The 18840-nt window shown below is 40.1% G+C and carries 15 protein-coding genes; all 15 read right to left on the bottom strand.

Annotated elements, in window-relative coordinates:
• Positions 1 to 177: 177 nt before the first annotated feature.
• The 15 genes from rfbA to B6K83_RS01340 all read right to left on the bottom strand — a co-directional run bounded on the left by rfbA (position 178) and on the right by B6K83_RS01340 (position 18839).
• Positions 178 to 1056, bottom strand: a complete 879-nt coding sequence (gene rfbA, locus B6K83_RS01410) for a glucose-1-phosphate thymidylyltransferase RfbA (RefSeq protein WP_085282507.1) — start codon at positions 1054 to 1056, stop codon at positions 178 to 180.
• Between the two features lie 10 nt (positions 1057 to 1066).
• The gene (locus tag B6K83_RS01405; protein ID WP_085282505.1) at positions 1067 to 2104 is read right to left on the bottom strand and encodes a DUF1972 domain-containing protein; all 1038 of its coding nucleotides are present in this window, start codon (positions 2102 to 2104) and stop codon (positions 1067 to 1069) included.
• A gap of 27 nt (positions 2105 to 2131) precedes the next feature.
• Positions 2132 to 3994, bottom strand: coding sequence for an acyltransferase family protein (locus B6K83_RS01400; RefSeq protein WP_085282503.1), 1863 nt, complete (start codon positions 3992 to 3994; stop codon positions 2132 to 2134).
• Between the two features lie 30 nt (positions 3995 to 4024).
• Entirely contained in the window at positions 4025 to 5152 is a 1128-nt protein-coding gene (locus tag B6K83_RS01395) for a glycosyltransferase family 4 protein (protein ID WP_158088303.1), read from the bottom strand.
• Position 5153: 1 nt separating this feature from the next.
• Complete coding sequence (locus B6K83_RS01390; protein WP_158088302.1) at positions 5154 to 6422, bottom strand: O-antigen ligase family protein; 1269 nt, start codon at positions 6420 to 6422, stop codon at positions 5154 to 5156.
• A gap of 4 nt (positions 6423 to 6426) precedes the next feature.
• Complete coding sequence (locus B6K83_RS01385; protein WP_085282498.1) at positions 6427 to 7614, bottom strand: glycosyltransferase family 4 protein; 1188 nt, start codon at positions 7612 to 7614, stop codon at positions 6427 to 6429.
• Positions 7615 to 7616: 2 nt separating this feature from the next.
• On the bottom strand, positions 7617 to 8786 hold the full coding sequence (locus B6K83_RS01380; RefSeq protein WP_085282497.1) for a polysaccharide pyruvyl transferase family protein: 1170 nt from the start codon (positions 8784 to 8786) through the stop codon (positions 7617 to 7619).
• The gene (locus B6K83_RS01375; RefSeq protein WP_085282495.1) at positions 8783 to 9859 is read right to left on the bottom strand and encodes a nitroreductase family protein; all 1077 of its coding nucleotides are present in this window, start codon (positions 9857 to 9859) and stop codon (positions 8783 to 8785) included. Before B6K83_RS01375 ends, B6K83_RS01380 begins: the two co-directional genes overlap by 4 nt.
• Complete coding sequence (locus tag B6K83_RS01370) at positions 9859 to 11166, bottom strand: flippase (RefSeq protein ID WP_085282493.1); 1308 nt, start codon at positions 11164 to 11166, stop codon at positions 9859 to 9861. Before B6K83_RS01370 ends, B6K83_RS01375 begins: the two co-directional genes overlap by 1 nt.
• 190 nt (positions 11167 to 11356) lie before the next feature.
• Positions 11357 to 12679 carry a hypothetical protein gene (locus B6K83_RS01365; RefSeq protein WP_085282491.1) on the bottom strand — a complete coding sequence of 441 codons (1323 nt, stop codon included), beginning with the start codon at positions 12677 to 12679 and terminating at the stop codon, positions 11357 to 11359.
• 427 nt (positions 12680 to 13106) lie between these two features.
• Positions 13107 to 15212 carry a secretin N-terminal domain-containing protein gene (locus B6K83_RS01360; protein WP_085282489.1) on the bottom strand — a complete coding sequence of 702 codons (2106 nt, stop codon included), beginning with the start codon at positions 15210 to 15212 and terminating at the stop codon, positions 13107 to 13109.
• Positions 15213 to 15241: 29 nt separating this feature from the next.
• Positions 15242 to 15778 (bottom strand): hypothetical protein, encoded by a 537-nt coding sequence (locus B6K83_RS01355; protein WP_085282487.1) that lies wholly within the window; start codon positions 15776 to 15778, stop codon positions 15242 to 15244.
• Positions 15779 to 16345 carry a hypothetical protein gene (locus tag B6K83_RS01350; protein ID WP_085282485.1) on the bottom strand — a complete coding sequence of 189 codons (567 nt, stop codon included), beginning with the start codon at positions 16343 to 16345 and terminating at the stop codon, positions 15779 to 15781.
• Positions 16335 to 17630 (bottom strand): hypothetical protein, encoded by a 1296-nt coding sequence (locus B6K83_RS01345; RefSeq protein ID WP_085282483.1) that lies wholly within the window; start codon positions 17628 to 17630, stop codon positions 16335 to 16337. Before B6K83_RS01345 ends, B6K83_RS01350 begins: the two co-directional genes overlap by 11 nt.
• Positions 17631 to 17924: 294 nt before the next feature.
• Entirely contained in the window at positions 17925 to 18839 is a 915-nt protein-coding gene (locus B6K83_RS01340) for a type II secretion system protein GspK (RefSeq protein WP_085282481.1), read from the bottom strand.
• Position 18840 lies beyond the last annotated feature (1 nt).

Genomic DNA, 18840 nt, shown 5'->3' with positions numbered 1-18840 from the left:
TAAACGGTTAAATATCAGTGAGAAACCTCTTTCCTTCTCTTTCTCTTCTCCCTGTGATCATTATTGGCTTTTAAAACTCTCGTTCTTCAATCAGCTTAATCAAATACTCACCATATAAATATCAGTTGGAAGCTTCTTTCCTTCTCTTTCTCTTCTCCCTGTGATCATCATTGGCTTTTAAAACACTCGTTCTTCGATCAGCTTGATCAAATACTCACCATAACCACTTTTACGCAGCGGTTGTGCTATTTCACGCAGTTTTTCTTCGCTTAACCACCCATTACGGTAGGCCACTTCCTCGGGGCAATTAACCTTTAAGCCTTGGCGTTTATCTATGGTGGCGATAAATTGCGCCGCCGCCAGTAAGTCATCATGGGTACCGGTATCAAGCCACGCTGTGCCGCGGCCCATAATCTCGACTTTTAACTCGCCTGCTTGTAAATATTGGTCGATAACATCGGTAATTTCTAACTCACCTCGAGCAGAAGGCTGAACATTTTTCGCAAACTCAACCACACGCGAATCAAAAAAGTACAAACCTGGTACCGCATAGTTCGACTTAGGGGCTACGGGTTTTTCTTCAATAGAAATAGCCGTACCAGCGTCGTCAAATTCAACCACACCGTACGCCTTTGGATTAGCAACATGATAGCCAAATACTGTACCACCATTTTGCTGGGCATTAGCTGTTTTTAGTGACTTCACTAAATCATGACCATAAAACATGTTGTCGCCCAACACCAATGCGGCAGGAGCGCCATTAAGAAACTCTTCCGCTAAAATAAACGCTTGCGCTAAACCATCAGGGCTAGGCTGTACTTGATAAGAAATTGACACACCAAAGTTTTCACCGTTGCCTAGTAAATCTTCAAAACGATGAATTTCTTCAGGGGTAGAAATGATTAAAATATCTCTAATGCCGGCTTGCATGAGCGTAGCTAGAGGGTAATACACCATAGGCTTATCATAAACTGGCATCAACTGCTTACTGACCACTTTGGTTAATGGGTACAAGCGTGTACCACTACCACCGGCTAAGATAATTCCTTTTCTCATAATTTTCTCTTTATTTAAATAATCTAAAATACTGATCTTTTACTATTTTCCATGTGTATCGGCGTTCAGCAATTTCTTTCATGTTAGCTGCGTTTTCAACAGCAGACGGGGCGTTAATTAACGCAACTAACTCGGCAGAGTTTACAAAGAACTGGGCGCTGTTTTCCGTTGAAGCTCTATTATAATTACAATCAAAGGCAAAAATTGCTTTGCCAAAGTGCATCATTTCAACCAGAGATGGGTTAGTGCCACCAGCTGAATGACCATGAACGTAAAAAGAACATTTTTGACGAATATCAAAAAGCGTTTCAATATCGTATATAGGATCAACGATATCGATATTCTCAAACTGTTGGTACTTAGCTTTCATAGCGCGACCAAACTCGCTATTATCCCAGTTACCTATAAACTTTAATGTTTTATTGGTTTTACTGAAGCTTTCTAAAATAAGCTCAACATTGTTTTCCGGCTCTATTCGACATAATGCAAGTGCATAGTCTTGATCTGATGCTGCCAAGCTTTTTACAATGGCGTGGTCACCGCCATAAGCAATAATTTCTGCATCAATACGATACTCTTGCTTGACATAATCTGCAATTGCAGCATTATCGGCTACAACAACATCCGAATATCTAACAGCTAACTTTTCCGAAAACTTCAAAAACTTTTTTATTAAGCCATTCCATTTTGCTCTTTTCCACTCTAAACCATCTATATTCGTCACAATTCTAACTTTAGAAAATAGTCGAATAAAGGGTAAACAAATGGCTCCAGAAACCCCTAATAACAATATATTATCTGAGCCTTTGAATACAGCATGACACAAAGACCAAATATCATAAGGAATACTTTGTGCGCCGTTTGCGTTTAATGGGATATAGTGAAGTTTTGCATTTTTAAATGATTTAATTTTACTATCGTAACTTTCCCCTGAACAATAAACAGTAATGTTTTTTTCAACTTCACTTTCATCAAGTAAATTATCTACGAGTGTTTCAAAACCACCATAGCATGCTGGAACACCTACAGTGCCAATAATTGCTAACATTCTTATGCCTTTATGATTATCTTTATTTTAACTTGCTTTAACCGCATATTTTAATAACCCACCTTTACTGAATACTTCATTTGCTAACCACTGGCTACCAAAGGCGTTTAAATGATCGTCATCAAAGTAAATAGGTTCACCGTTTACAAATTGGGAGCACTGGCCTTTTGGGCATGTTAATGGTGTAAAGTCGATTATAGTTACCCCGTCCAACGCCACCAATAGGTCAGTAACCACCTTATTCGCGACTTGGTATTTTATATCAACAGTGCTGGTTAAATCCGACGTCACTCCGTACCTGCGTTCATAAGCGACTTGTTTCAAAGGGTATTTTTCTATAAACTTTGGTACCTGTAAAAGAACATAGACATTAATCCCTTTCTCAACAAGTGCTTCAATATAGCTTTTATACTCTGCTCGAAAGTTATCATCACGTACTAGAGTATCAAATCGATTAGCGATAAAGACATTTTTGACTCCCACAAGTTCACTGATAATCTTTTCTTTAACCGTTTCGCAGCGATTAGAAACAAAAGCCGTTGAATAAAACTTACAACTTCCGGCTGATGCATCTTTAATTGACCACCCTGTCGACAATGATGCTTGCTTAAAAAAATGTGAGAAATGACCTGCATGTGAATCGCCAATTAATAGCGATATATCATTTGAATCTGTTTTATTAATAAAACACGTTTCTGCACTTAAAGAGTTATGACAACCGATAGTCTCTACACGTGAATAAGATAAAGGCATATCAAATCGTTCTGGGTAACCACCATTTTTAAAAATCATCAAGCTGATAAAAACAATCGTTGCTGAAGGCAATCCATATACAAAAACAATCGTCTTTTTAGTTGATATTTTTAGTCGCCTAAAAGGTTTCTCAATATACAACCATGAAAGCCATGAAATAAATACAATAACGGAAATTAAAGCTCCACCAATTAACAGCTCGAAATTGTTTACTTCCATAATATAACGGGCAAATGTCAAAATAGGCCAATGCCACATATACAAGGAATAAGAAATCAAACCAATAAAAACGATCGGCTTAAACGAAAGCCATAGACCGACACGTGTTCCACTACCAGCCAAAATTATTAAACCTGCCCCTAAGCAAGGAATAAACGCTGACAAACCAGGAAAAATTATAGATTGATCGATATAAATAAAACTCAAAAAAATTAAAAGCAAACCTATAAACGACAAATACTCTTTATTTTGATGCGAACTAATTTGATTCGCAGGAAGCATAGCTAAATACGCTCCTAACAAAAGCTCACCTGCTCTCGTTGGTAACAAGAAATAAGCATAGGTTGCCCATTTTTGCTCTGATGCCATCCATGTTGCTAAAACAAATGAGCTTAACATTAATACTAAAACAAATAATCTTAGCCTGTATTCGGATGAAAAAAGGCGCAATGCAAAAATCAGTACAATAGGCCAAATAAAGTAAAACTGCTCTTCTACCGATAAAGACCACGTATGTAAAAGCGGCTTAACGTTATCTGCCTGAAAGTAATTTCCCACTAATGCATAACGTACATTGGCTAAGAATACAGTTGCCGCTAAAGATGAGTTACCTAAGCCCTTAAAATCAAAGGGCAGCTGAATAAAGTACCCAACCAACAATGTTACTAAAATTACTGCGACAAAAACCGGAATGATGCGCTTAATTCTGCGTTGATAAAATATCGAAAAGCTGAAACTCCGGCTTTGCATTTCTTGATAAATAATCTTGGTTATCAAAAAACCTGAAATAACAAAAAAAATATCAACCCCAACAAAACCGCCTGGCATCCATGCTACATTAACGTGATATATCAACACCGAAACAACAGCAAGTGCTCTTAAGCCATCAATTTCTGGCCTATATTTAATTGTACTCATTCTAATTCCTAGCTCTTACAATATTGGCGTTTAATGATGAAGTTCTGCAATAAACTCATGACGTATAGCATAATCTTTAAATGTTATTTTAAATTGCACAGACGTAAAACTCTGTGCATCCAAATAGGCTTGTTTCGCAAAGCGCTGCCAAATCGCTTCAGAGCTATTTAAATAGTTAATAAACTCAATAATTTTAGCTACTCGCTCGGCATTGATAAGTAAGCCATTATATTTATTGACAAATTCTGTAGGGCCTCCTACAGGTGGTGCAACTACCGGTGAACCAGTTGCCATGCCTTCAATTAACGAAAGTCCAAAAGTTTCAACGCAATGTTCAACGTCAGAAAGGTTAAGCACCAAAAAACTGGCAGCAAAATGTTCATGAATATTTTTAGGGCGAATTAAAATGTGCATATTACTAGGCGGTTTATATTGACTGATAAAACCATCTAACTCCTGTTGGGTACAATTAACGGCTGCCACTACCTTAAATGTTGGTAATGCGTTCGCTATTTTAACTAGCTTGTCTACGCCTTTGTATGACTTTAGTGAGCCAGCAAAAAACAATTGCTTATTGGAAAATTTAAACCTGTAATCGACATCTTGGATAACCGGAAAGTCGCTACGTAAACCATTATAAATGACTTCCTGATGAGGTTTTATAAAACGCTCTTGCAAAGCGAGGTATTTAGAAACAAAAATTACATGGCTTGCGCAGTGCTCAATAAAAAAACGCAAAAAAAGCTTCAGTGACTCAGGCGTTATATAAGTTTCATGAACATAATAAATCACTTGCCTTGCGAGCAGTTTAGCCGCAATTGCAGCACCAAACGGTAACATGGTATTAATAATTACTATGGCTTTACGACCTTGGATAGCACCACTAACTAAATAGCTAAATAGCTTTACAAAAATAAAAAATTGCGCGATTAAAAAGTAGAATAGTTGTAGATATTTATTATTACTGCGAGCATAAAAACAATTTACTCGTTGCGCAGCTGCCCCATCAAGAAAACCTTTGTGTTTGCTAGTAAATACATAAGTCTGCTGTGATTGGTGAACTTCACTATCAATAGCATCGCGTAACACCCTTGGGCTACCACTAAAATCATTATATAAATGTATATAATATAAGTCTGTTTTTGAAGAACTTTGCATATCAGTTTTCTTTGAAGTTGTTAACTTTGCGCACATTGTAATCTCTACTCGTCTGGCTCTGACTTAAATATCGACCGAGGACTCTTAGAATTGCAATTACAAAGACACTGAGCCCATTAAAGATAACATGGCCAGCTACAAGAGAGTGAATAAAAAGCAGGACTGCTGCCAATAAAAAAATAACATAGTGTTTTAACAAAAAGGTTAAACGTATGAAAAAAAGCAAATATACAGTTACGCCAACGATTCCATACATAAATAAAATATCAAATATATCTGTTTCTAACGTATCGTAAGCAGAAACATGTAAAGGATTTTGAAAAGATAGAAAAGCACCACTACCAATGATTAAGCGAGTAACTATAGATTCTTGTCCATAAAAAATATCTAATGCTTCCTCAACAAAATTTACTCGCCCGCTCCCTAAGAAAGCAAGCAAACTTTCTGACAACTCATAGCGCTTAATAACAATATCAAAAACGACGGTAAAAACTTCTATTAATTTAGGCAACCCCCAAATAAATAAGATAATTGTAATAATCATCGCTAGATATCTATATTTAGAATACCAAACTAGCAAAAAAAGTAAGATTAATGAAAAAACCAATGCAGTTTTTGAGCCTATAATCGCAGTTGCTATAGCAAAAAATACTAGTGTTGAACTGCGAACATTTTGATACAAGCCATATTGCTTAAAGCCTAACATTATCAAACTACAAACGCCCATATAGACGCCAATACCATTACCGGATGCAAAAAAACCTTTAGTACCAAAACCATAACCATAGGTTTCATTGCCTAAACCGGTTATTAAAGAAAATACCAAGCTACAGGAAATCATTAATAAGTTAAGTTTTAAGAACCAAGCTAATAGAGATATATCTGCAGGCTTTTGACAATAAAACGACAGCACTAAACACATAAAAAACAAATAAATAAGTTTATAGCTCGACATTACACCAAAAAGAAAACCATAATCATTTAAATGTATAAAACCTGCAATAACCTCAACACAAAGAGGGTAAACAACGATCACTGCCCAAATTATATTGAGTTTGTAGCGGTACGAGACGAATAGAAGTATTGCCGTTGCGATCAACCGCCCGAGCTGTGAGGGAGAAGCCAAGCCTCCAGCTGAAATGTAGCCACCCACCACCAAAAAGCCATTTATCATGTCAAAAATGGGCAATAACAAAAACAAAAACGTAAACACTACTTTTTTCTCAAATAGTGTTGCTTCTTTGCGCTGCGGCCTATAACAAGCTTTCACTTTTTTAATCAACTAAACTTGCATATAGCTTCTGCCATGAGAACTTTTCAAAAGCGGCCTTTGAGGCGTTATTACGTTTTTCTTCATTGAGTTTGTTTAAAGTCTTATCAACAGCGACAGCTAACGCGTCGCCAGAAAGACTTTTAGAGTAATGTACAAAGTTATTCATACCTAACTCCTCTGTGGCCGTATTTACGCCACTATTGCGATTAAATGCTACAACTTGTAACCCTGAAGAAAATGCCTCTAACAGCGTTTGCCCCAGTGGTTCGTATCGAGAACTCATCACAAAAATATCGGCACAACGATAATAATCTTCAACGGTTCGAAGTGGATCTACAATGGTAACTTTATCCGTTAAACCCAAGGTTTTTATATGTGTAATAAACGCAGGCCTTTCGTCCCCGCCACCAACCAGTACCAAGTGGCAATTCGTTGCTACCTTACTCATGGCTTCGATCAGTAGATCAACCCCCTTAGCTTTAACAAAACGACCGACAAATAACACTAAAGGTATATCCTCAGGTAATGACAACTTACGCCTAAGTGCTATGCGTTGCTGTAAGCCAGCAAGACAAAAGCGACTTTGATCAACGCCAGGCTTAGTTAACATATAATCTTCGGCTTTGTTTTTGGCTAAACCCATGCACTGCATACGCATGGTTTCACTAAATACAAAGTTTTTACAGCGCTGCAATGCTTTTTTTTGTACTAAACTGTGTAATGCGATAAATGAGTATCGCTTTAACTTAGTTAAAAACGCTTCTTCATTACTTTTTTCACCACGATATTGATTAGAGACAATAGAAGGCACTAGGTAGCGAACACTAGCAAAGCCAGCTAAGATTGCCGCCACCGCGCAAAAATGAAAACGAGCAACAACAATAGCATTAGGCTGTTCATGAAACTTGCTTTTCATCAGACGATACAATTGCCAACTACTTGCAACAATATTAAATGGCTTGAACAGCGCATGACTAAAAGGCGCGATGGGGTAACGGCTTACTTTGATGCCATCAATGACAGTTGCAAGCCGATCTTCATCACTTGCTGGCACACCAATATCACTAACAATAATTTCAACATTATCGCCAGCCTCTTGCGCTTCAATAGCTAAGTGACGCAGTGAGTTCTCGATCCCACCAATTGACGGCCAGTAAGCATTACTCAGTAAAATTACATTCCGTTGCATGACTATTTTTTCGCCTGCGCTATCGAATCAACAATAGCCTTAACGTCTTGCCAAAGTTGCTCGGTTTCTTGTTTAAATACTGAAGCTTTTTTGGCGACTTCTTTGGCGACCTCTGACTCTGTATCTAATGCAAGGCTAAGCACTTCACTTAAGGCTTCATGTGTCATTTTCGGCTTAATCAGCAATGCTTCAGCGTTATATTCTTCATATAATCGCTCATACTTATGGCTCCACGATGTGCCGATGCAAGACTTACCTGCAGATAGCGCACTAATACAGCCATGATAACGTGAACAAACAGCAACTTTTGATGCTTGAATTATACCTTTTACCATTAATGGATTTTCTTCCTTGATCACCTCAAGTGGTTGGCCAAACTTTTCAATAATTTTTGCAATTACTTCACCATCTTCATCACCTTCATGATTTAATAAAAATGGCGTCAGCTTCTTTTCAACGGCTAAATGTGCAAAGCTCACTAAAGTGTCAATATAAGAGTCTAACCACTGACTATGTTTATTTCGTGGATTAACCATATTTTTATTGGGAATAATGCATAGCTTTTTATCACCATCGACAAAATACTCAGGCACTATGCCAGTTACTGCATTGGTAAAATCTTTGTATTGTCTAAGTGACGAAAAACCACCACTGGCTTGAAATAAATGATTATAAGTATCCTTATCTCTGGCACACACCAAGGCAGCATTTGGAAAACCATTTTTGATCAATTTCTGCGTGCTATCTTGATTAAAAGGCCCCATGGCTTGTGGCATAAAAATGTAAGCACCACCTTTCGCTTTTAATCTGCTAGCTTCGGCAGCCGCGTGCCTCACTCGTAAGTCTGATCCCCACTGATCAGAGTAGGAGAAACCTGAAGCATCAATAATCACATCTATATCGGCTTCGGTGACAATACCAAAACCTTTCAGTTTAGCGGTTAATATATTAGGGAGAAATTTTGCTAAAAAATTAACATCTAAATATGACTTACGTAGCGATAACTTCTGCCACGCGCCTAACGACGCTCTTAATTTATAAGGGGCTTTAGCACCTGGTGTTAAGGCTATTTCAGCATCAGGCCAATATTGCTCAATGCGTTGCAATATGCCGTGCAACATTAGCTCAGCACCTTTGTTTTCAAACTCAACGCCTTTTAACTCAATAATCACAACGATACTTCCTTAATCAATTCTTTTGCGCTTTTTTTCTGTGAGAAGGGTATTTTACCTTCAGGGTCAGCATATCCAAGCGAAATAACCATTAACGGGCGCTGATTATGCGATAACTTCAATAGTTTTGACATTTTTTTCTCTAGCTGTTCAACGTCAGGCCAGTTAATAACACAAGAGCCTAAACCTTGCGTTTCAAGGGCTAGCATAAATTGCATTGCCGCCAATGAGCCGTCAATATAAATAACATGGCGATCGCGCTCGTAAGGGTATGCCGCTAAGTCACCTACCACCACAACAACTGACTGAAAGTTATGTGAGAAGCCTGCCGTACCCATAGGAATCGCACCCACTTTTTGCGCTTGCTCTGGCTCGTTAAACAAATAAAACTCAAACGGTTGGCGGTTACACGCACTGGGCGCTAGTGTTGCGGCGTTTAGCGCGTTGTCAATTAACTCACGGGGCACAGGTTTATCTTGAAACCAGCGCACTGAACGGCGCTGTACACAAAGTTGCTTAAATTGTTCAAAGCTAATGTCTGCGCGAACAATATCTTTATGGGCATAAGGCACAGAGGCTAAATTTTTATCACAGTTTTGCTGGTCAGCCATAGCGTCGAAAAATTCGCGACGTGCAGCATTAATAATGTCTGACTCGCCAACCAAAGCAAAATAACGCAACAGCACTTCTTTGGCCCACTTTTCTTCTTCACCATTTAAGCGTTTAGCGCGAAAACATTTATTAAATTGCGCCACGGTTTCGCCAATATAACCTTCGGCAAATGTTGCTCGCTGTGGGCGCATAATAATGCCTTTTTCTAAGCGATGAATATTACGGCGTAATAACACACTGGAGTTTTCAGGCGCGTCAGAGTTGGCATAATATTGAATCCTGCCTTTAAGTACCGACTGGTGTTCTCTGGCAAAACGACGGCTAAAAAAACAATAATAAAACGATGATAAAAAGCGACTTTTAACGAAAAAAGGCAGTATAAAGCGGTCAAATTGCTCTAGTCGCATACGCAGTTGTTCGACTTGCTCTTTGGTGATGATACGTTTCAATAATGCGCGCATTATTTCTCCAGCTTTTGATATATTGTTCGGCCCTTTAGCGCGAAGCGAAAGGGCAATAAAAATGACGCCGTAATTATTTTTGCCATTGGCCAGGTTTTAGCATGTAAAAACAAGGCTAAATACGAAGCGGCGGCGTAGCTTAACACAGTTGCCACAGCGGCACCAAGCGCGCCATGTATTGGTATTAACCAATAGTTAGCCGCGATATTGAGTAACGCGCCAGCAATCTGGGTGATTAGCGAAAAGCGTAATAGGTTTTCGGCCAGTAACCACTTACTGAGCAAAGCACGCATAAAAATAAACACGCCAGCCCAAATATGAATCGATAATACCGCAGCCGAGGCCTGATAACTGTTACCAAACAAAAGGATAATGATAGGCTCGGCAATAAACATCACCACTATCGCTAGCAATAACGCCACCACAAACAGCGCGTCGTTTAATTGCTGTAACTGCTGTTGATATTGGTCGGTGCAAGTGGTTTTACTGGTTAATAGCTTTGGAAAAAACGAGCTAACTAAAGCCACGGGGAAAAAGTACCAAACTTCCGATAAACGCGATGCCACCGCATATATGCCCACTTGTTGGTGGCTGCTTAATTGCCCAAGCATTACTTGGTCAATTTTTAAATACACGATAGCCGCCAACCCAGACAGCATTAACCACCATGACTGCGCCAGTAGTGATTTTGCGGTAGTTGCGCAAAAACGTAATTGTGCAATGCCATTACCTTTGAGCATATACACCAGTAAAAATGCCAGACCCGTTAAGGCGATTTCGGCGGCGGCGAGCCAAACAAAAACCTGCAATTGTGCATCAAAATATACCGCCAGCAAACGAGTGATAGTCAGCAATATTAATACGCCAAGTCGTGCTTTGGCGGCATAACGATTGGCCACATGGGCTTGTAACCAATAATCAAACAGTAAAAAGGCGGTAAATAAATTGGCAATTAACAACATGCTAAACGCGAGCCTAAATCCTGGCTCAACAAACCAAGGCGCAGCAATAAATACCACTAACGACGCCACTGCTGCGCCTAGCAAGCGTAGCCCCAAGGCACTGGCCAGTATGGTGTCGTTAGCTTCAGGTTTTAACACTAATTCGCGGGTAACAATGGCATTTAAGCCCATAGCGGCAAAGGGACTAATTAAACTGACAATGGCCACTAGGTAATTTAATTGTCCAAACGCGTCTGGCCCTAGGTGGCGAGCTAATATTAGCGTGGTGAGTAGCACCAATGCCATGGCGCACAGTTTTTCACTGGCTAACCATAAGGTGCTCAATAATGGCGAAGATTTTTTCACGATCGTCCAATGATTTAAAAAAAGCGTATTAAAACCTATCAGGCATGCCTTGGCAAGTCTAAGCGAAAATTAAGCTACTTTCGCATGAATAAGGCAAATTTTATGCATAAAAAAACGACCCTAAGGTCGTTTTTTATTTTTACTATTTAGCTAATTAATTATCTACTAAAGGTAGATGATTAACGACTAATTACATACCTTCGTATGCATCACTTAATAGTGACATACGGCCAGCGTCATTTAAGTTACTGTAACCAGTAATTTTGATGTCGCCTGCAGGAGCAGTTGTTGTAATAGTAAGGCTTAACTTAGTACCAGCAGTTAAACCAAAAGCAGTTGTAACGTCGTCAAAACCAATTTTTGTTAACTTACCTGCTTCAGCTTTTTGTGGTAGTGTTGCAGAGTAAGTGTTACCCGCAGTATCAAAAGCAGTTAAAATGATGTCACCGTCTTGGTTACCTGAGTTAGCAATTTCAAATTGCGTTACGATGTGATCGTAACCTACTGGTGCGTATGGGAAAGTAACTTCTGAACCGTTAATTGTCCACTCACCAGCAGCGTGACTTGCAACTGCAGAATCGTGTGTAGCAGCATCGTTATCATCATAGTTAACTACCGCGTCAACAGAGAATGTTTGTGTTGGTAATACACCCGCTTCTACATTGTCAATAGTTAACGTTACTGCTACGGCAGCGTTGTGGCTGACTACAATTTTATCAGCTTCTACTGAGTCAACTGTACCGAAATCAACAGTTACTGTGTTAGTACCTAACTGAACACCAGCTGTTACTGGGTCAGTATCTAGGAATGCGAAGTTACCGTTAACTGTGTAAGTTACGGTGTTTAATGTAGCATTAATGTCAGCCGCTGCAGTGTTAACTAGAGCAACAGTTACAGTATCAGCTGAAGCAGCACCTTCAAATGTTTCACGGTTATCTTCAACGTCAATAACACCGTCAAAACCAGTAGTTACTGAAGTTGCATATTGGTCAACTAAGTCAACGATAGTAGCTGTCGCTGTGTCACCACCTGTAGCTTGATCTAATGGTGTAGTACCGTTAGACAATGTTGCACTGTAAGTTACTGTTGCAGTGCCGGCAGCACGTAAAGCAGCGCCTGGGAAAGTTACAGCTTCAATAGCAACAGTCGCACCAACAGTTGTAGTTGCGCCATTACCTAATGACAAGCTAGTTACACGGTAAGTAACTGAGTTAGCATCTTGGCTTAACTTACCAAGAACCATCTCATCACCACCACCAGCACCAACAAGAGTAGCGTTGATCGTAGTAGCAGCAACAAAAGCGGCATCAAGATCTTGGCTGAAGGTAAAAGTAATTAAGTCGTCTTGTTTGTACTCAGCTTTTAATGTCGCGGTTGCTGCAGCTGCTGCGATAGTAGCGGCTGTTTGCACACCTTCATTTGAGTGTTCTAATGCTGTAGATGCAACATTAACAGCAAAAGCACCGGTTGACATAGCAGCGATCGATGCCGCAAGAAGTGTTTTTTTAAACATTTTTAATCCTTAATTTTCATGAAAATGATCTCTGGCTTCTTATTTCTTGAAACAGAGAACCATAATTTTTTTATTTAACGTTAAAAGACTACAGCACTTTAACACTAATTAGCCATACTAACCAGCAACATTAACCACGCTGAAGCAATCGCCAATTTAATCAACTAACTTAGGTGTGTCAACTATATTTTCAGTTAAGCTTTTATTTCTAAGCTGTTAATTAGCTTGCTTTGGCTAAATTTCAGCCAAAAGCATAAAAACAATAGCTGCTCGCTTAACTTTTTTGCACTGCAGTAATCGTTAAATTATCGAAAGTTTACTGTAAATACCTATAATTTCAAGCACTAGTCGCACAGTTATGTTACTAGCTGGCGTTATTAGCACAAATACGAGGCAGTTACACTATAAGCACCATTACCTCGCGCGTTTATTGTTTTGGCGTTTGCTCAGCAAAGCCGATATATTCCATTTTTTGTTTAAACGACTCGGTCAGTTCTTGCCATTGGTCGGTACGGTCGATAACTTTTGGGGTAATTAGCATTACTAACTCGGTGCGGTTGTTGCTATCACCTGACGCTTGAAATAAAGCCCCCAAAAGCGGAACATCCGCTAACCACGGGGTTTTTTTATCATTTTGGTTTACGTTTTCACTGATCAAACCGCCCAAAATAATGGTTTGGCCACTTTGCGCTACTACTTCGGTTTTTAACGAGCGTTCAAATATGTCTGGGTTACCACCTGCGCCAGAAGAGTTAGGCACGGTATTAGAAATGCTTTGGTTAACTTCCATGATCACAATGCCTTGGGCATTAATTGACGGGGTTACGGTAATATCGACACCAGTTTTTCTATATTCTGAGCTGGTGGTTTGTCGTTCACCATTAATAGGGTCGGCTGTGGTTTGTCCAACCACAGAAATGTCTGAGCCAACATTAATGGTGGCAGAAACACCATCGCGCACCAGTAGCGAGGGATTTGACAGTACCTTAACTAAGTTATTAGTACTGATAAAGTTGGCATTAAGCTCACCGTCGATACCATTAAGTGCCAAACTAAAACCACCAATACCAGTAACACCAAAAGCGCCTTTAGTGCTAAAAACGGCGTCGCCGCTTTCTATTGCCCACTCTACCCCATGTTTAAACTCGTCGCTTAAGGTAACTTCGGCAATGGTTATATCAAGCAGCACTTGTCGGGGCATTACGTCTAACTTTTTAATTAATGGTAAAAGTGATTGGTATTCGCTACCTGAGGTATAAAAAATTAGCGCGTTGGCACGTTCATCTACCACTAAAGTCATGTTTTCATTGCTGACACCTGTGTTGCGCTGAGCAGAAGGTGCAACACCTGTGCTACTGGTGGTGGTTTTATTGCTAGCGTTAGATGATTTTCGTGCTGCGCTAGTGCCACCAAATAGTGCCGACAAGCTGTCGCCTAAGTCGGAGGCACGGGCATATTGTGGGTGATACATAAAGTATTGCTTTGATAAGCTTTGTAGCGGTTTATCAATTAATTTTGCCCAATAACGTACCCGCTCTAACATGGCTTTGTTGGCAGCAAATACGGCAATGGCGCCTACTTGCTCTATGGGCACCATAACCAGGTTTTTCCCTGCGGCTTGGTCAATGGCGACAGGGACACCTTCGTTTTCTAATAAGAGTTTTACTTGTTTGGTGAATTCGGCACTGGTGATGTAAGTGAGTGAAATTAAGCCGATATTTTTGCCGCGGTTAGCAGGAGCATCAAGTAAATGAATAAACTCTAGCGAGCGTAATATGTCTTCTCTTTTGCCTTGTAAAAACAATGCGCTTTGGTCTAAGTCGGTACTAATTTGCACGCCGACTAAAGTGCGCAGTGCTCGCTCTATACTGATTTTTACGCCAAACTTTAACGGCACTATTTGCAATATTTCTTGCGAGGTCATGGGTACTGAATCGAGCTCTCTACCTACCGCGGTGACGACATTTTGGCCTTTTTTGTTTTTCTCAACTTTATGAATAAAGTATAAGTCGTCATTATATTGTAGTGACAAACCATGGGAGATAAGTAGGTCATTGGTTAGCGCCATTAAGCGGCGCTGACTAATTTTTTGTGCAATATTTAGGGTAATATTTTCGGCGCTGCTTTGCGCGCTTTTGTCAATAATGTAATTAACTTGCAGTAGTTCGCCAAACGCATAGTGCAAAAAGCTTTGCAATGGCATGTTGTCTACGGCAACGGTTAATGACGGTTGATCGGGAAAGGCGGCAGCAAGTTGCTGCGTTTTACGTAGGTTAATATCTTCGCGTGCTAAAGGTTTTAAGCTTTGCATTTGCTCGCCAGCAATTGCTGTTTTGGAGTTTTCGCTACTATTTGTTTGCGTGTTGGTGTTTTGCTCACCCGCTTTGACCATTGTTGACGATAAGTATGAGTCAGTTATGGTGTAGCGATTATGTCCTTGTGTTTTTGCTTTATCGCTGTTTGGCGATAACGCACAGCCTGACAATACTAAGGCAAAAAAGGTAACGGTGACAGTATTAATGGTTAAATTCATTGGAGCTCTTCACTTGCTGTTAATTTTCTCTAATGCGCCGTTTGGTATAAATATAGTGTTACTTGGCGTTGGTCATTACTTATGAGTTCGATTTTATTACTGGCTATATCTCTTACTTGGTAGCCATTTAAAGATGACTGTAAGGTTATTTTTAGTGTTTCTTTTTCATCGCTGATCATATGGTGTTGCTCAATAACCGCAAAGGCTTGTTGTTGTTTAAAAATACCCAATAGACGATAGCGTAAGTCACCTGAAAACAATTCTGCTAATTCGCCCTTTTGCGCTAATTGCTGGGCGTCAGACATGCGGTTATCGTTAACGCTAGGCGTTTGATCTTGTTGCTGATAGGCGTTGATTAGCTGACGAATTGTTGCAGCATGTTTAGTATCAATTTGTAGCCCTTGAGTAATATGATGATCGCTTTGTTGCCAAGGTTTTTGAGGGCTATTGTCACCAACATTAAGCCGCGTTGTGATATCTAGCACGCTAAGTAGCACGAGTATTGCCCAAACAGGCAATAACGGCTTGGCGGTGATTGTTTGCAAAAGTTTGCCGCTTGCTGCCATTTAGCCTTCACCTTGATAGTTTGCCAATTTAGTAGGAGCTACATTATACGCCGCTACAAGCAGCTGTCCGCGCGTAGTTCCTAATGATGTTTCAGACATATTTCTGATGGGAAAATTCCATTGTATAATTTGCAATAACTGCGGTAATTGTGCCATGGCGAGCTGCAGAGCAACCACGTTTTTTATTTCCCCTTCAAAGCTTATATTGGCACGCTCTTGCACTACATCACCGGGAATATGTGCCACCCAGCTAAAATTTTTAACTTTTAAGTTATGCTGGCTAAACAATGATTCAAGTTGTTGTTGCAGTTTAAGTTTGAAGTCGTTTAAGTTTGCTTGCTGAAAATATTTATCGCTCAGCGTTTGATTAAGCTGTTTAACATGAGCTAGCTCGGTGGCAATTTTTTCGCTGCGCGCTATCACTTGCTCAGATTTGTGTAAATTATTGCTGTTGGCAGCAATGCTGGCTAACTTTTCATCTTGCCAGTCAACTATTGGCACTATAACAAAGCGTGCTATCAAGAGGACCAACAATACGAGCAAAAGCATTTTCCGATTATTTTGCATGGTTTTGGTCTCGACTTGGTTGCACAGCAGCAGTTGTGTTACCGGCATTATGCAAATTTTCTGACGGATTTTCTATCGGCTGATATTGAGGCTGCAGACCAAAACTGATGGCAAATTGCTCGCTACCCCGGTGTTTTCTAACCGGTTTAGAAAATGACGGCGCTAACGCCATGGCATTTTGACTTAATTTGGCTAATATATCGGTGGCCTTGCTATCGTCTTTCGTTATCCCATTAATCGTAATGGCATTGCCCTTATAAGCAAGCCCAGTAATACGAGCACCTGCATGAATGCTTTCTAGCACTAACGGCCAAGCGTTCCAATAAGGTGTTTGTTGCTGCAAAGGTTGCGCTAACGTGGCTTGCCACTGTATTTGTTGTCGCAATTGCTTTTGCAGGTTTAATGCAATATTAACCTGCTCACTTTGTTGTGCAAGTTGTTGCTCTAGTTGGTGGTTTTTATACACTAGCCAAGCACTAGACAAAGCAAAGTAGCACACTAAGAAGCTACCGCTTACTATCGTGGCCATTTTCCATGGGTATTGCTGCCAATCGGTTTTTTCTCTGCTGAGAAAAAAGCCCGCTAAATGCTGAAACTCTAACTGCGTCAGTCCTTGCTGTAAGTAGCTAACAAACTCGGTTTTGCTCGTTACTATTGGTTGGTTATCGCCGTTATTTAGCGGCGCGCCAGTTGCAAAGGCAAATTGCTCTATGGTGTTAACATACTGAGATTGAATTCCTGAAAATATGCCTAGACCGGTTTTAGCAATAAATAGTGTTTGATTAAAGCGCGCTACGCTGGCCAAGCTTGCCTGCGGGCTGATATTTTTAGCTAAAACATATGACTCTGGCAACAGCAACCAAGGACGAGTCGCTAATACTTGAAAGACTTTGGGGTTAATAACCCAAAAGGTTACCCGATGGCTTTGCTCATTAAGGCGCTCAATATGGCGCAAGGTTACGCCGTTAAAAGGCGCTGTGTTATCGTCAAATTGTAGTGCTTTTTTCAAGTCTCGCTTACTGGCAATCGGGTAGTCTTTACTCGTTTCAAAGTAATGTTCTCGCCCTAACACTAACCAACGAAAACTTGCTTTAGTGTTTTCTGCCAATGCTTGACATTGTAGCTCACCATTTTCAGCGCTTTGGAAACGATATAGCTTGTCAGCATAATAACCACCTTGCGCCGCAAAAGCGCCTGCCATAAATTGACTGAGTGAACGGGTAACTGAAGTCGATGACTTTGTGGTAAGAGGCACGTGCTCTGTTTGATTGTTATCTGTTTGCAAAGCGATAATCTTATTCTTGTGGCTAAATGAATACCAATAAGAAATTATACACACACTTGTAGGTGGTTGAAAGCGATTAATTGTATGGTATTTTTTGTCGTTTTTCTTAGTAAATTATTAACGAACTTATCACAAGCTATTGCCGAGCTATAAGCACACTACGAGCAAAAACCGAGCAAAAACCAAGTAAAAACCAAGTAAAAAACATGCAAAAGATGAGCGAACTATTGCTGAAGTAAAGACGCTGTTTTTGTTTAAATGGTTGATGATCTCTTCACAGCTTATAGTCGTTACTTAATAACGTGAAAATATCAGTAGCGGCTCAGTTTTACGCGCTTGTATTTGTATTTCAACCGTTTCTTGTAGCGTGACTTCACCAAGGGTTATTTGCAAAATTATTTTAAATTGGTTACCGGCAAAAAAAGACACCAGTTCATCATCATAAGCATCACCAAGCACATTTATGATATCGCGCTTGGTTAAAGTTCCCTCTCGCCGCTGTTGTATTAATTCTGCAGCGATATCTTCGCTAAAAAACGTTGATAATAGCAAGTCGGGTGCATGCAATAAGTTAATACCAGCCCCCGGAAACGGAGTACTTATGTGTTGTATTAGCGGTGCTAGTTCAGACTGCTTGGTGAAAAACCAAGCAATTTCCTGCGCTAATTGTATGGGTTGGTTTCGATAACGCTGACCGTTGGGCAAGGCTACTGGTTCTTGATTACCTATTAGCCATGACTCGCTGTCGCTGTCTTGCCAATCTTCTAGTTGCCCTTGTATTTCTTTCGCCTCAGCCTCGTTATAGCCAAGATTTAACAGTACTCGCCGCCAATAGGGTGAGTTGCTATTTTGCTGAGAAAGTAGGCCTGCATTATCTTGTATTGACAGAACAGCACGATATTCATTGTCTTCAACTAAGGTAAATGGCTGACCATAAAAGTTCCAAGTTTCACTATTGGGAAACAACAGCTTATCGGTGGCCGTAAGGTTTTGCGTTAGTAAGGTATAAAATATCTGGTTTTGGGTAGATTTTAATAGTTGCGCTGCTTTTATGCGCTGTTCAAATGCGCTAGACGTTGCCACTTGCTCGCGCGCTGTGATACTAAAACGGATCGCCAAAATACTGATAATAGCGCTGATTAATAGCACTTGCAGTAATGCAATACCCTGTTGGCGCTGTAATGGCGTAGACTTGAAAACTCGGCGCATA

Source organism: Colwellia chukchiensis (assembly GCF_002104455.1).
Lineage (GTDB): Bacteria > Pseudomonadota > Gammaproteobacteria > Enterobacterales > Alteromonadaceae > Cognaticolwellia > Cognaticolwellia chukchiensis.
The sequence above is the reverse complement of the archived record's forward strand: the minus strand, read 5'-3'. Positions and strand labels throughout refer to the sequence as shown.